General features: G+C 33.9%; 16 protein-coding genes. 11 read left to right on the forward strand and 5 right to left on the reverse strand.

What is annotated here, in order from left to right; all coding sequences use genetic code 11:
- Window positions 1-4: 4 nt before the first annotated feature.
- Window positions 5-1,048: an RluA family pseudouridine synthase gene (locus tag ACM55H_RS03870; protein WP_416835256.1), complete on the reverse strand. Its 1,044-nt coding sequence runs from the start codon at window positions 1,046-1,048 to the stop codon at window positions 5-7.
- Window positions 1,038-1,661 (reverse strand): PASTA domain-containing protein, encoded by a 624-nt coding sequence (locus tag ACM55H_RS03875; RefSeq protein WP_035673308.1) that lies wholly within the window; start codon window positions 1,659-1,661, stop codon window positions 1,038-1,040. The genes ACM55H_RS03870 and ACM55H_RS03875 overlap by 11 nt, the downstream gene beginning before the upstream one ends.
- A gap of 238 nt (window positions 1,662-1,899) precedes the next feature.
- Between ACM55H_RS03875 and ACM55H_RS03880 the strand changes: the two genes are divergently transcribed.
- The 3 genes from ACM55H_RS03880 (at window position 1,900) to ACM55H_RS03890 (ending at window position 3,996) form a co-directional block, all read left to right on the forward strand.
- A complete protein-coding gene (locus tag ACM55H_RS03880; RefSeq protein ID WP_416835257.1) occupies window positions 1,900-2,871 on the forward strand; it encodes a D-alanine--D-alanine ligase in 972 nt (323 codons plus the stop codon).
- A 10-nt stretch (window positions 2,872-2,881) separates the two neighbouring features.
- Window positions 2,882-3,337 carry a pantetheine-phosphate adenylyltransferase gene (gene coaD / locus ACM55H_RS03885; protein ID WP_035673314.1) on the forward strand — a complete coding sequence of 152 codons (456 nt, stop codon included), beginning with the start codon at window positions 2,882-2,884 and terminating at the stop codon, window positions 3,335-3,337.
- A gap of 80 nt (window positions 3,338-3,417) precedes the next feature.
- Window positions 3,418-3,996 (forward strand): PhnA domain-containing protein, encoded by a 579-nt coding sequence (locus tag ACM55H_RS03890; RefSeq protein WP_416835258.1) that lies wholly within the window; start codon window positions 3,418-3,420, stop codon window positions 3,994-3,996.
- Window positions 3,997-4,106: 110 nt separating this feature from the next.
- On the opposite strand, the gene ACM55H_RS03895 is transcribed toward ACM55H_RS03890, so the two are convergent.
- Together ACM55H_RS03895 and ACM55H_RS03900 are read right to left on the reverse strand one after the other, a co-directional pair.
- A complete protein-coding gene (locus ACM55H_RS03895) occupies window positions 4,107-5,453 on the reverse strand; it encodes a DEAD/DEAH box helicase (protein ID WP_416835259.1) in 1,347 nt (448 codons plus the stop codon).
- 389 nt (window positions 5,454-5,842) lie between these two features.
- Entirely contained in the window at window positions 5,843-6,448 is a 606-nt protein-coding gene (locus ACM55H_RS03900; RefSeq protein WP_039109649.1) for an NUDIX hydrolase, read from the reverse strand.
- Window positions 6,449-6,455: 7 nt separating this feature from the next.
- Here ACM55H_RS03900 and pyrE point away from each other — a divergent pair, with 7 nt between their 5' ends.
- Together pyrE and ACM55H_RS03910 are read left to right on the forward strand one after the other, a co-directional pair.
- Window positions 6,456-7,103 (forward strand): orotate phosphoribosyltransferase, encoded by a 648-nt coding sequence (gene pyrE, locus ACM55H_RS03905; RefSeq protein ID WP_039109648.1) that lies wholly within the window; start codon window positions 6,456-6,458, stop codon window positions 7,101-7,103.
- A 28-nt stretch (window positions 7,104-7,131) separates the two neighbouring features.
- Complete coding sequence (locus tag ACM55H_RS03910; protein ID WP_416835260.1) at window positions 7,132-7,524, forward strand: SRPBCC family protein; 393 nt, start codon at window positions 7,132-7,134, stop codon at window positions 7,522-7,524.
- Between the two features lie 98 nt (window positions 7,525-7,622).
- On the opposite strand, the gene ACM55H_RS03915 is transcribed toward ACM55H_RS03910, so the two are convergent.
- The gene (locus ACM55H_RS03915) at window positions 7,623-8,351 is read right to left on the reverse strand and encodes a biotin--[acetyl-CoA-carboxylase] ligase (RefSeq protein WP_416835261.1); all 729 of its coding nucleotides are present in this window, start codon (window positions 8,349-8,351) and stop codon (window positions 7,623-7,625) included.
- A gap of 97 nt (window positions 8,352-8,448) precedes the next feature.
- Here ACM55H_RS03915 and rsfS point away from each other — a divergent pair, with 97 nt between their 5' ends.
- The 6 genes from rsfS to ACM55H_RS03945 all read left to right on the forward strand — a co-directional run bounded on the left by rsfS (window position 8,449) and on the right by ACM55H_RS03945 (window position 13,281).
- The gene (gene rsfS, locus ACM55H_RS03920; RefSeq protein WP_039109645.1) at window positions 8,449-8,820 is read left to right on the forward strand and encodes a ribosome silencing factor; all 372 of its coding nucleotides are present in this window, start codon (window positions 8,449-8,451) and stop codon (window positions 8,818-8,820) included.
- 15 nt (window positions 8,821-8,835) lie between these two features.
- On the forward strand, window positions 8,836-10,761 hold the full coding sequence (gene ftsH / locus ACM55H_RS03925; RefSeq protein ID WP_039109644.1) for an ATP-dependent zinc metalloprotease FtsH: 1,926 nt from the start codon (window positions 8,836-8,838) through the stop codon (window positions 10,759-10,761).
- Between the two features lie 113 nt (window positions 10,762-10,874).
- Window positions 10,875-11,477 (forward strand): lactate utilization protein B/C, encoded by a 603-nt coding sequence (locus ACM55H_RS03930; RefSeq protein ID WP_039109643.1) that lies wholly within the window; start codon window positions 10,875-10,877, stop codon window positions 11,475-11,477.
- A gap of 1 nt (window position 11,478) precedes the next feature.
- The gene (locus ACM55H_RS03935) at window positions 11,479-12,369 is read left to right on the forward strand and encodes a phosphatidate cytidylyltransferase (protein ID WP_416835262.1); all 891 of its coding nucleotides are present in this window, start codon (window positions 11,479-11,481) and stop codon (window positions 12,367-12,369) included.
- Window positions 12,359-13,012, forward strand: coding sequence for a phosphatidylserine decarboxylase family protein (locus ACM55H_RS03940; RefSeq protein ID WP_416835263.1), 654 nt, complete (start codon window positions 12,359-12,361; stop codon window positions 13,010-13,012). The genes ACM55H_RS03935 and ACM55H_RS03940 overlap by 11 nt, the downstream gene beginning before the upstream one ends.
- Window positions 13,012-13,281 (forward strand): acyl-CoA-binding protein, encoded by a 270-nt coding sequence (locus ACM55H_RS03945; RefSeq protein ID WP_416835264.1) that lies wholly within the window; start codon window positions 13,012-13,014, stop codon window positions 13,279-13,281. The genes ACM55H_RS03940 and ACM55H_RS03945 overlap by 1 nt, the downstream gene beginning before the upstream one ends.
- The last annotated feature ends 3 nt before the right edge of the window (window positions 13,282-13,284 follow it).

Below are 13,284 nucleotides of genomic sequence, written 5' to 3' on the forward strand. Positions count from 1 at the left end.
ATTTTTAGTTTTCTTCTTCTTCCGTGCTATGGGATTTTGAATAGCCTCTCCATTTTTCAATACAATCCTGAAAATCCTGCGGGAGTTCCGTATCAAAACGCATCATCTCTCCAGTGGTAGGATGAACAAAGCCCAAAGTTTTGGCATGTAAAGCCTGTCTTGGTAACGCTTTGAAACAGTTTTCTATAAATTGCTTGTATTTGGTGAACGTAGTTCCTTTTAGAATCAAATGACCGCCATAACGCTCGTCATTAAAAAGTGGATGTCCTATGTGTTTTAAATGCGCTCTAATTTGGTGTGTTCTTCCTGTTTCCAGTTGGCACGAAATCAACGTTACGTAACCAAAACGCTCCAACACTTTATAATGTGTCACAGCAGGTTTCCCTATTTCTGGATCAGCAAAAACCGCCATTTGCATGCGATCTTTCAGGTGACGCGCTAAGTTTCCTTCAATTGTCCCTTGCTCTTCAACCACATTTCCCCAAACTAAAGCTATATATTCTCTTTCAGAAGTTTTGGCTTCAAATTGTTTGGCAAGATGTGTCATAGCCGCTTCGGTTTTGGCAATAACCAATAAACCTGAAGTGTCTTTGTCAATTCTATGCACTAATCCTGGACGTTCGCTGCTGTTCATTGGCAAATTATCAAAATGATACGCCAAAGCATGCACCAAAGTTCCCGTGTAATTCCCATGACCGGGATGCACCACCATTCCTGGCAATTTGTTTATCAATAACAACGCATCATCTTCATAAACAATATCAAGCGGAATATTCTCCGCAATAATATGGTTTTCATAAGGCGGATGCGTAAGCATAACGCGAACCACATCATTGGCTTTCACTTTGTAATTCGACTTCACTGTGGCGTCGTTTACAAAAATATTCCCTTCGGTTGCAGCGGTTTGTATTTTATTCCGAGTTGCATTTTGAATTAACCCCATCAGATATTTATCAATTCGCAAAGGCGCTTGCCCTTTAGGAACTTCAAATCTGAAATGTTCAAATAACTCTTCTTCTAAATCTATTGTATCTATATTATTGTTCATTTGCTGGTGTTGCTGCTTCTGGTGTCGCTAAACTATCTACTACTGTGCTCTCATCTACATAACTGGCTTTTCCGTCTCCCAGAACCAAATCAATTTTGGATGATTTCAATACTCTGTCCCCTACTTTCAGGTTTCTTCCTTTGTAACGCATTTCCAGAACCATATCTTTTCCAAGATTAGGAATATAAGTAACAGTTCCTTCCTCAAGTCCTAAAGCTTTCAATGTAGGCACCGCTTCACGATATGTTTTTTCAATTAAATCAGGAATTTTTACGGATGAAAACCCCGAAGCATTAATTTTAATATATACTTTTCTGCCTACTTTTACTTTCGTACCAGGCAATGGATCTTGCTCCACCACACTAAATTTTGGGTAATCCCCTCTAAAATCCACACTGTCCAAAAGCACATAATCTAAATCCAACTCATCCAGTTTATCTTCCACCTGTTCCTCTGTCAGCTTGCGCAAGTCCGGTACTGAAATTTCATGACCATGGTCTGTTGTAAAGGTCAACCAATGCATAAATAAATAGCCCAAAACGGCAATAATGGCAAGAGCAGATACTACTTGTAGAAAAAAGACACGGCTAGTAAGATACTTACGTAAACTCATAAATTTATTTTTATATGTCGCAAAGATAAAGCTATTTCGTTTCAAAAAAAATGATAATTTTGTTTAATCGTTTTTAGGATTAATCCTGATGAATTTCAGGAGCTATTTCCCGCTATACGTTGCAATCTTTTTATTTTTAAATAAAAAATAAAAAGGATTTCCACTGCTATCGGGGCTAGAGATTAGTACTAAAAACAACTTTATTAATTTGAACAACTAAGACCAAAAATAGGATAAAATGAAAAACATTGCCATCATCATGGGCGGATATTCCAGCGAGTATAAAATCTCACTTATCAGCGGAAACGTCGTATATCAATTTCTTGATAAAACTAAATACAACGGATTCCGAATCCATATTTTCAAAGAAAAATGGGTTTATGTTGATGCCAATGATGCCGAATTCCCTATCGATAAAAATGATTTTTCAGTAACTGTAAACGGAACTAAAATCACTTTCGATTGTGTTTTCAATGCCATCCACGGAACTCCGGGCGAAGATGGATTAATGCAAGCCTATTTCGAATTATTGCAAATTCCACAAACATCTTGTGATTATTACCAAGCAGCATTAACGTTCAACAAACGTGATTTATTGTCGGTTTTAAAACCATACGGAATAAAAACGGCCATTTCCTATTACTTAAACAAAGGGGATATTATCAATACCGAAGAAATTGTAACTAAAGTAGGATTGCCTTGTTTTGTAAAACCCAATAAAGCCGGATCCAGTTTTGGAATTTCCAAAGTAAAAACTACCGCCGAATTGCCAATCGCAATCGAAATGGCATACAAAGAAGATAACGAAATCATTATAGAAAGTTTCCTTGACGGAACCGAAGTTTCTGTAGGAGTCATCAATTACAAAGGAAAAGTAATTGTTTTACCAATAACTGAAATCGTTTCTGACAACGATTTCTTCGATTATGAAGCCAAATATTTGGGTAAATCCCAAGAAATTACGCCGGCAAGAATCTCAGATGAAATGACTCAAAAAGTAAACGAAATAGCAAAGCGTGCTTACGAAGTCCTAAAAATGAAAGGCTTCTCGCGAAGCGAATTTATTATTGTAAACGGAGAGCCACATATGCTGGAAATGAACACGATTCCAGGTCTAACCACCGAAAGTTTGATTCCGCAACAAGCCAAAGCAGCCGGAATTTCATTGGAAGATTTGTTTACCAATGCAATAGAATTGGCTTTAGTTTAAAAATAAAAAAATGAGAAAAGCTATATTCCCAGGTTCATTCGATCCCATCACATTAGGTCATGAAGACATCATCAAAAGAAGTATTTCGTTATTTGATGAAATCGTAATTGCCATTGGTGTCAATGCTGAAAAAAAATACATGTTTACACTCGAAGAAAGAAAACGATTTATCGAAGAAACATTCAAGAACGAACCTAAAGTTTCGGTGATTACCTATGAAGGTTTAACGATTGATTTGTGCCATAAAATAAAAGCCGATTTTATCCTTCGTGGTTTGCGCAATCCCGCTGATTTCGAATTTGAAAAAGCCATCGCACACACGAACAGACGCTTGTCTAAAATAGAAACCGTATTTTTATTGACTGCTGCTCGTACTTCGTACATCAGTTCCAGTATTGTGAGAGATGTAATCCGCAATGGAGGTCAATATGAAATGCTTGTTCCTGATGCAGTTCGAGTTAAATAGCTAGGTACTGAAGTAAAAAATATAAATTTGTAAAAAGCGCTATTTAGCCTTATTTTCGCCAAAAATAAAAGCCATTAGACATGAGTATAGAAAGAGAATTAAATAAACGCAGCGGATCTAAATGTGAACTTTGTGGTGCAACTGAAAACTTAAAAGTATATCAAGTGTTGCCTACCAAAAAAGGTGGAGTTGATGAAAGTATTTTAGCGTGTAACACCTGTATTGATCAAATTGAAAATCCAGATAATGTAGATTTAAACCATTGGAGATGTTTAAATGATAGCATGTGGAGTGAGCATACTCCAGTACAAGTTGTAGCATGGAGAATGTTAAGTCGTCTTCGTTCGGCAGGTTGGCCTCAAGAATTATTGGACCAAATGTATTTAGACGAGGATACTTTAGTTTGGGCTCAAGCAACAGGAGAAGGTGAAGATGATGAAAATAAAGTGATTCACCGTGATAGCAACGGAGTAATCTTGGAACATGGCGATTCAGTTGTTTTAATCAAAGATTTAAAAGTAAAAGGTTCAAGCATGGTGGCTAAACAAGGAACTGCAGTTCGTAACATTAGACTGGACCATGAAAATGCGGAATATATAGAAGGAAAAGTTGATGGTCAACAGATTGTAATTATTACACAGTACGTGAAGAAAATATAGTCATTAGTTTGAAGTTTGCATAAAAAAACGTCTTGATAATCAAGACGTTTTTTTATACATTTAGAGTGAGAGATGCTTAACACTCTTAATCTGAAATCTGAAATCTGAAACTACTCCTCTTCTTTCTTAATCACTTTTCGGGCTACTTCAATTTTAAATTTCTTGCCTTTCATTTTTTCGTCTTTAATGGCGTGCAATAAATCTTTTACTTTATTGAATTTCACTGCCGCAAAAGAGATAAAATCTTTAACTTCGATTAATCCTAAATCCCCTTTTTCTAATTTTCCTTTTTGAGAAAAGAAACCTACGATATCAATTTTATTCAATTTATTTTTCTTCCCACCGCTGATGTATATGGTCTGAAATTCTGGTGGTTTTGGCAATGAAGTCGAATTTTCAACCTTCAAAACTTTCATACCATAATCGATATAATCCATTTTTTTCTCACTTTCGTGAGCAATGATATACGCTGTTCCAGAAGCCAACATACGTGCTGTACGACCGTTTCTGTGGGTGAATTCGTCTTCTTTTGAAGGCAAATGATAATGAATTACGTGATTCATTTCGGGAATATCAAGTCCACGAGCGGCCAAATCAGTTGTGATAAGATAACTCACACTTCCGTTTCTAAACTGGATTAAAGCGCGCTCTCTTTCATCCTGATCCATTCCGCCATGATAATACGTGGCATAAATTCCTTTTTCGTTCAACGTGTCGCTAAGGCGTTCTGCAGCATCACGATGGTTACAAAAAACAATTGCTGATTGCGATTTCAACGAACAAATCAGATTAAACAAACTTCCTATTTTGTCTTTCTCTTTAGAAATGACCATTTTCATGGAAAGATTCGTTTCTTCTACGTTTTCTGGAATGAAATCCAAAATTGTTGGGTTTACCACTCTTGTATATCTTGGAATCTCAATATCGGAAGTTGCCGAAACTAAAACACGTTTGTTCAGTTTAGTTAATTTTCCAATAATAAATGACATTTGCTCATGGAAACCCAATTGTAACGATTTATCAAATTCATCCAAAATCAACGTTTGGATTTTATCCAATCGAAAAGTTCCTCTGTCGATATGATCTGCAATTCTTCCGGGAGTTCCTATTAAAACTGCTGGTGGATTACTTAAATTCTTAATTTCAGTATCAATGGAATGTCCGCCGTAGCATACATTTACTTTATAATCAGTTCCCATTTTTTTCCAAACTTGTTCAATTTGCAACCCTAATTCACGAGATGGAACCAGAATTAAACATTGAACGGATTGAATTTCGGGTTGTAACATTTCTAAAACAGGCAACAAAAAAGCTAGGGTTTTCCCAGAACCTGTTGGAGAAAGCAATAAAACATTATTATCATTCAGGATAGCATCTTGTGCTACTTCCTGCATTTCATTCAGGCTTTCGATGCCTAAATTCAAAAGTATATTGTTGGAATGGTGTTTCTTATTCATTTTGCAAAGGTAATTAAAAAATGAAGGGACAGTTCGCGAACTGTCCGTACTAAAGTGAAAAATATTCAGTTTTTAGTATTCAGTTGTCAGTGAACAGTTTGGTAAAAGTGACTTCCAGAGTTTCAGAAGCGGTTTTATGATAGTAATTTGATAAAGAAGTAAAACGAAAAAACATAATTTATAACATAAAGTACTTTGTAGATTACAGCTACAAAATGATTCCGAAGCGTCGGGACTGTAAACTGTCATCTGAACACTGCTCTCGCGTGAAGGATAGCAGCTAAGCACCAAGTGCTGCGGATAGCCTGACAGCAGTAAAAAAAGGGGCTAATCAACATTATATGATTAGCCCCTTTTTTTACTGGTGGCACGCCCAAAATAACATTAATTTATGAATGAAGACTTTTTTCTTCTTCAAACAATAACTTAATGTTCTCGTAGGAATTTTTTAATGCTTCCTTAATTTGTTCCGGATTCATCCAAGCCACTTTTTCGATTCCTTCTTCTAATTGTCCTTGAGGAGTACCTTCAAAATCAGATTGCATTTCGAACCAATGTGTGATTTTCAGTTTATATTTTCCATTTCTTTTAAAAACGTGGTAGGTTTTTTGAAGTTTGTGAGATATTGTTAGACCATTTACGCCAGTCTCCTCCTCTACTTCTCGCATGGCTGTGGCTTCAATTTCTTCTCCTTTTTCGATTCCGCCTTTAGGTAAATCCCATTTTCCGTTTCTGAAAATGAATAAAACTTCCCCTTTTTTATTGTATACTAAGCCTCCTCCCGCTTTGTTTACAGGGATTTTTGCTTTCAAAGTCTTCATAATCTCCTTTTCATCAGGGTGATATAAGTAGGCTTTTTGAATTTTATTTTGAAATATTTTTACTATAAGTTGCTCTATGTCAATACTTTCTAATAAAAAAAGTTGAAAATCAGTCTCCTTAGAGATGTGATTTGTCAAAAAAAGTGGTTTGTCGTTAACAAAAACTTTATACATTTGTACTATGATTTTTAATAAAGATACAGCCGAAAAAACAGCCGAATTGCTTTTGCAAATAAATGCAATTAAATTGAATCCAGGAAATCCTTTTACATGGGCTTCCGGATGGAAATCTCCTATTTACTGTGATAACCGATTAATACTCTCATTTCCAGCCATAAGAAATTATGTTCGGGATGAGTTTGCCAAAAATATTGAAAAACAATTTGGCAAACCTGATGTTATTGCCGGAGTTGCCACAGGAGCAATAGGAATTGGAATGCTCGTTGCAGAGAGTTTAGGGCTACCATTTGTGTATGTTCGCCCAGAAGCAAAAAAACACGGAAGATTAAACCAAGTGGAAGGTTTTTTACAAAAAGGACAAAATGTAGTCGTTGTAGAAGACTTGATCAGTACTGGAAACAGTAGTTTACTTGCCGTTGAAGCTTTGCGTGCAGCAGGAGCTAACATAAAAGGAATGGCAGCCATATTTACCTATGGTTTTGATGTTGCTGACCAGAATTTCAAAGATGCAAATATTGATTTGTTTACCCTTAGTAATTATACGAATTTATTGAATTTGGCTGTAGCCAAAAAATACATTACCGAGGAAGAAGAGCAAACCTTGAGAGAGTGGAACGTGAGTCCGTCAACTTGGAATATTGAAGTTTAAAAAATTTAAAAACACAATCCGCTAAACTATGAACTTACAAAGTCCAAAAGTTACTGTTCCTAAATCAGCTCAAGAATTATTTGATCTATTGAGTGATGTGAAAAATTTCGAAAAATTAATGCCGGAAACTATTGCTAAATTTGAAGTTATCGGTGATGATGCATTCCTATTTGGATTGAAAGGGATGCCGGAAATAAAATTGAAAATGAAAGAAAAAGTAGCACCAAACAAAATTGTTTTGGGTGCTGCAAGTGATAAACTTCCATTTACTTTAATCGCAAATATTGATTCAGTTGCTGACAATTCAAGTGATGTACAACTTGATTTTGAAGGGGATTTTAATCCTATGATGGCCATGATGATAAAAGGCCCTATTGGAAAATTTATCGAAACATTGGCCACTAACATGACAAAATTATAAAAAACTATTTTTTTTTAAATAAATCAAGAACCTTTTAGTGCAAACTGAAAGGTTCTTTTGTTTAATACTTTGAAGGCTATTCTTTTATACTTCAAAAATTAATACAGCATTTGAATTTCCTTGATATCAAATTCAGAAATGCTATCATCTTCCAGAAGAACCTGAAGTTTTCCAACCGGAGAAACACCTTGGATAATTCCCATAAAATTTTGATTATTCTGGTCTGAAAAAGGCATCGGTACACTTTTTTTAAATAATTTATTGGTATAATCAGACCATAACATTTCAGCGTTTTGTCTCCATAATTTTATATTGGATTCAATTTTATCCATAATAGAAAAAAGTAACTCCTCTTTATCAAATTGTTTGTTGCAAACAACCGCTAAGGAAGATGCTTTGGGCAAATTTTCAAAATTAGTTTGATTTACATTTAGCCCTAAACCAACAATAGAAACAATACTTCCGTCACTTTTGATGCTGTTTTCTATCAAAATGCCACCTATTTTTTTATTGTATGACATTATGTCGTTTGGCCATTTTATGCTTAGATCTGGAATATTATAGGATTCTAAAACTTCAATAACAGCTAAAGAAACTGTAATATTTAGATTATAAATCTCACAAATATCTGACAAAAAATCCTTAATTAAAACACTCATTATTAAGTTTTTACTAGTTTCAGAAGCCCAAACGGCACCCATTTGTCCCTTCCCTTTAGTTTGGCTTTCAGCAGTAACAACAGTAAAGTTTTCTAGTTCCTGTTTATTCGATAACCCTTTAAGGAATTCGTTTGTTGAATCTATGGCATCGAGTTTGATTACTTTCATATACGTTTTTTTGTGAAACAGAATTTAATATTATGTTAAGGTTCAAAAATAATCACAAAAAATGGTAACTTTACAAACTTATATATAAAAATAATTCATGGCGAAAAAGACTATAAATAATGACGTGCTATTAGCGAACATCATTAAAGGAATAGAAGAAGTAAAAGGAAATGATATCGATATTCTTGATTTAAGAGAAATAGACACTGCAGTTTGCGACTATTTCATTATCTGTAATGGAAACTCAAACACACAAGTTAACGCCATAGTAAACTCCATCCAAAAAACAGTTTCGAAAGAATTAAAAGACAAGCCTTGGCATGTTGAAGGGACTGATAATGCAGAATGGGTTCTTATGGATTATGTAAATATTGTGGTTCATGTTTTCCAAAAACACATACGAGAATATTACAACATTGAGAGTCTTTGGGGTGATGCAAAAATCACTACAATTGAAAACAAATACTAAAGAAACACACTTCTAATGGCTAAAGATAATAATCCAAATTCGAATAAATTTAAAATAAGTCCTTGGTTAATTTATACAGCAATCCTTTTAATTTTCTTGTTTATTAGCTTTATAACTGGAGGTTCTAGTCTAAATGAACCCGCACAATTAACTTCTTCTAAATTTAATAATTATTTAGAAAAAGGTCAAATTGAAAAGGTTATCGTTTACAATAAAACTGAAGCTGAAGTATACCTTAACGCAGCAGCTTTAAAAGATCCTGCAAACAAAAAAGTTGCCAAAGATGTTTTTGACAGGCCTAACAAAGGTCCTCATTATTCATTTGACATTGGTAATGATCAAATATTTCAAACTAAACTTGAAAAAGCGGTTGTTGAAGGAAAATTAAAAGATTTTAATTTCTTGCCAAAAAACAATTGGTCTGATATCTTAATCAGCTTATTGCCAATCATCATCATTATTGGGGTTTGGATTTTTATCATGAGAAAAATGTCAGGCGGCGGAGGTGGCGGTGGCGGACAAATTTTCAATATTGGAAAATCTAAAGCCAAGCTTTTTGATGAAAAAACAGATATAAAAACTACATTTAAAGATGTGGCTGGCCTTGAAGGTGCAAAAGAAGAAATACAAGAAATTGTAGAATTCTTGAAAAATCCAGAAAAATACACCAATCTTGGGGGTAAGATCCCTAAAGGAGCTTTACTAGTAGGACCTCCCGGAACAGGAAAAACATTGTTAGCAAAAGCCGTTGCTGGTGAAGCTCAAGTTCCTTTTTTCTCTTTGTCAGGTTCTGATTTTGTGGAAATGTTTGTTGGTGTAGGTGCTTCAAGAGTACGTGATTTGTTCAAACAAGCCAAAGAAAAATCTCCAGCAATCATTTTTATTGACGAAATTGATGCAGTAGGTAGAGCCAGAGGAAAAAGCAATATGTCTGGTGGTAATGACGAACGCGAAAATACATTGAATCAATTACTAACTGAAATGGATGGTTTTGGAACCAATTCAAATGTAATTGTATTGGCTGCGACAAATAGAGCTGATGTCCTTGACAAAGCGTTGATGCGTGCAGGTCGTTTTGACAGACAAATTTTTGTAGACTTACCAGATATTCGTGAGCGTGCCGAGATTTTCAAAGTACACTTAGCTCCTTTGAAAAAAATAGAAGGATTAGATACTGACTTTTTAGCCAAACAAACTCCTGGTTTTTCAGGTGCAGATATTGCTAATGTTTGTAATGAAGCTGCATTAATTGCTGCAAGAAATAACAAAACTGCAGTTGACAAGCAAGATTTCCTAGATGCCGTTGATAGAATTGTAGGTGGTCTTGAGAAGAAAAATAAGATTGTGACTCCAGAAGAAAAGAAAGCAATTGCTATCCATGAAGCAGGTCACGCTACAGTAAGTTGGATGCTTGAACACGCAGCACCGTTAATTAAAGTAACTATTGTACCTAGAGGACAAAGTTTAGGTGCAGCATGGTACTTACCAGAAGAGCGATTAATTGTTCGTCCAGATCAAATGCTAGACGAAATGTGCGCAACTATGGGTGGTAGAGCAGCTGAAAAAGTAACTTTTAACAGAATTTCTACTGGTGCATTAAGCGATTTAGAAAAAGTAACTAAACAAGCTCGTGCCATGGTCACTATTTATGGTTTGAATGAAAAAATTGGTAATGTTACCTATTATGATTCAACTGGACAAAGTGAATATAGTTTTTCAAAACCGTATTCTGAGGAAACGGCTAGAGTTATTGATGAAGAAATTTCATTACTAATTGAAAGCCAATACCAAAGAGCAATAGAAATACTAGAAGAAAATAAAGATAAACTGAATCAGCTTGCAGATATTCTAATTGAAAAAGAAGTTATATTTAAAGATGATTTAGAAGCTATTTTTGGAAAAAGAACTTTTGACAAAAATCTTGATGAAGTAGTCTCATAAAAAACACATATTATTTAATTATTTTTAAAATCTTAATTCAAAAACCTCTTTTGAATTAAGATTTTTTTATCTTTGGACGTTTTCAAATAATAAATAAAGTAGATTAAAAGAATATGAGTCTTTTTAGAAAATTTTTTGGTGCTAACAATCCGGCTTCTGAGGAAGATAAAGAAAGTGAATTTAATAAATCCTTTGCTGATAACGCTACCTCTATAGATGAAAAATTTATCTATAATTTCAAAAAAAATGGTGGTAAATTTTTATACTGCGAAAACTCCGAAGAAGTAAAGGAACAATTTGAAAACATACTGGAAGAAAATGACTGGTTTGAAAGTGAAGTTTTATGCTATGAACCTAATCTTTTTGGGATATTAGATGATAATAAACTTACTTATGACAAACCTAAAAACCCTAAATTTCTTCTCGCAACTTGCGAAAATTTAATTGCCGAAGAAGGATCTGTTTTATTCTCATCGAAACAAATTAAACAAAATAAACCTAACGAATTACCAGCTAATATTATTATTTTAGCAAACACAAGTCAGATTCTTGCTGCAAAAAGTGATGGACTTAGTGCCATAAAAAAGAAATACGAAAGAGATTATCCAACCAATATAACGACCATAAAATATTTCGAAAAAGCAAAAGAGGAAGATTTTACACAATACGGAAGTTCTGCAAAAAATCTATATTTATTGCTTTTAGAAGACCTTTAAAATGAATGAAACTCTAAAACGAGGTATATCAGGAGCTATTTATATTATATTATTACTCGCTTCTATTTTATATTCAACGGAAAGCTTTTTCATCCTATTTGGAATCTTTCTTATAATAGCAGTTTATGAATTTTGTAATTTAATTCAAATAAGTAAAGTATTTCCAATTCTTTTTGGAACCCTTTTATATACTACAGTAACTTTAGTAAGTCATTACAATAAAACTACTACAGATACTCTAAATCAGGTATTCAATACCGATTTAGAAATTGCAATAAACATACAACAATTAGATATTGTTTTATTGGTTATAGCATTGGTTGTATCCATAAAATGTATTCTTTTCTTATTTTATGACAATATTCAAAAAATAAGCACTTCATCAAAATACTTGTATTTATTAGGCTATATTATACTGCCATTTGTGTTTATTACTAAAATTTCATTTGGAATAAATGATTATAATCCAAAAATTATAATTGGATTATTCATTTTAATATGGACTAACGATACCTTTGCCTATATTGTTGGAAAATCTATAGGCCGAACCAAATTATTCGAAAAAATATCACCTAAAAAAACAATAGAAGGATTCTTAGGCGGAATTGTTTTTGCAGTTTTAGCGGGTTATTTAATATCAAAATACTACATCAAGGCCAATCCTCAATTTAGCGAAAGATCCATCTTAATTTGGACCTCAATTGCTGTTATTGTTGGAATTGTTGGTACTATAGGAGATTTAATTGAATCCAAATTCAAACGTATCGCTGGCGTCAAAGATAGCGGAAGTATCATGCCTGGTCATGGAGGCATACTAGATCGACTAGATAGTGTTATATTTGTAGCACCAATTATATTTTTATTTTACCAAATCTTAAACTATGTTTCATAAAGAAGGAACCCCGTCAATTTTATTAGGCACGTTTTTTACAGCCGTTGTCGTTTTATTGTCCGATAAATTTATTGACACCAATTGGCTTAAAATGCTAATTCAATTAAGTGCTCTTTTGCTTTTAATTATCATTTTACAGTTCTTCAGAAATCCAAAAAGAACCGCAATACTCAATGACAATGTAATACTGGCTCCAGTTGATGGAAAAGTGGTTGTTATTGAAGAAGTCTATGAAGGAGAATATTTCAAAGACAAACGTTTGCAAATTTCAATTTTCATGTCACCAATAAACGTACATGTTACGCGTTATGGACTAAGTGGAATTGTAAAATTCAGCAAATACCACCCTGGAAAATTCTTAGTGGCTTGGCATCCAAAAGCAAGTGAAGAAAACGAAAGAACTACTGTAGTAATCGAAAATAAAACATTCGGTGCAATTTTATACCGTCAAATTGCAGGTGCATTAGCCCGACGAATTGTAAATTATGCCGAAGAAGGAATGCAGGTTATTCAGGGAACTGATGCCGGTTTTATAAAATTTGGTTCAAGAGTGGATATATTTTTACCTTTAGGAACACCTATCAATGTAGTTCTTAATCAAAAAGCAATTGGAGGGAAAACAATTATTGCTACAAAAGGATAATGATTGAAAAAGATTTAGATACACGATTTAAAGAAGCCGTTGAAATAGCGTCTGAAATGACTCAAGCATCTTTACCGCAAGATGTCCAGTTAAGGCTCTATGCATATTACAAACAGGCTACAATAGGAACTTTGGATTTAAAGCAAACCTCAAATTACCATTTAAGGGATGCTTTCAAAACAAATGCCTGGATGCAAATCAGTAACATTAGTGCTGATGAAGCTAAAGAACAGTATATCGAAATCATAAATTCAATTTTGAAAAAATAATGT

The sequence above is a fragment of the Flavobacterium cryoconiti genome, from assembly GCF_048158645.1.
GTDB classification, from domain to species: Bacteria; Bacteroidota; Bacteroidia; order Flavobacteriales; family Flavobacteriaceae; genus Flavobacterium; species Flavobacterium cryoconiti.

Coding starts and splice junctions, on each gene's coding strand:
- ACM55H_RS03890 (WP_416835258.1), top strand. CDS start 3,418: ATGAGTATAGAAAGAGAATTAAATAAACGCAGCGGATCTAAATGTGAA.
- ACM55H_RS03935 (WP_416835262.1), top strand. CDS start 11,479: ATGAATGAAACTCTAAAACGAGGTATATCAGGAGCTATTTATATTATA.
- ACM55H_RS03930 (WP_039109643.1), top strand. CDS start 10,875: ATGAGTCTTTTTAGAAAATTTTTTGGTGCTAACAATCCGGCTTCTGAG.
- coaD (WP_035673314.1), top strand. CDS start 2,882: ATGAGAAAAGCTATATTCCCAGGTTCATTCGATCCCATCACATTAGGT.
- ACM55H_RS03870 (WP_416835256.1), bottom strand. CDS start 1,048: ATGAACAATAATATAGATACAATAGATTTAGAAGAAGAGTTATTTGAA.
- ACM55H_RS03875 (WP_035673308.1), bottom strand. CDS start 1,661: ATGAGTTTACGTAAGTATCTTACTAGCCGTGTCTTTTTTCTACAAGTA.
- pyrE (WP_039109648.1), top strand. CDS start 6,456: ATGATTTTTAATAAAGATACAGCCGAAAAAACAGCCGAATTGCTTTTG.
- ACM55H_RS03895 (WP_416835259.1), bottom strand. CDS start 5,453: ATGAATAAGAAACACCATTCCAACAATATACTTTTGAATTTAGGCATC.
- ACM55H_RS03880 (WP_416835257.1), top strand. CDS start 1,900: ATGAAAAACATTGCCATCATCATGGGCGGATATTCCAGCGAGTATAAA.
- ACM55H_RS03900 (WP_039109649.1), bottom strand. CDS start 6,448: ATGTATAAAGTTTTTGTTAACGACAAACCACTTTTTTTGACAAATCAC.
- ftsH (WP_039109644.1), top strand. CDS start 8,836: ATGGCTAAAGATAATAATCCAAATTCGAATAAATTTAAAATAAGTCCT.
- ACM55H_RS03910 (WP_416835260.1), top strand. CDS start 7,132: ATGAACTTACAAAGTCCAAAAGTTACTGTTCCTAAATCAGCTCAAGAA.
- ACM55H_RS03915 (WP_416835261.1), bottom strand. CDS start 8,351: ATGAAAGTAATCAAACTCGATGCCATAGATTCAACAAACGAATTCCTT.
- rsfS (WP_039109645.1), top strand. CDS start 8,449: ATGGCGAAAAAGACTATAAATAATGACGTGCTATTAGCGAACATCATT.
- ACM55H_RS03940 (WP_416835263.1), top strand. CDS start 12,359: ATGTTTCATAAAGAAGGAACCCCGTCAATTTTATTAGGCACGTTTTTT.
- ACM55H_RS03945 (WP_416835264.1), top strand. CDS start 13,012: ATGATTGAAAAAGATTTAGATACACGATTTAAAGAAGCCGTTGAAATA.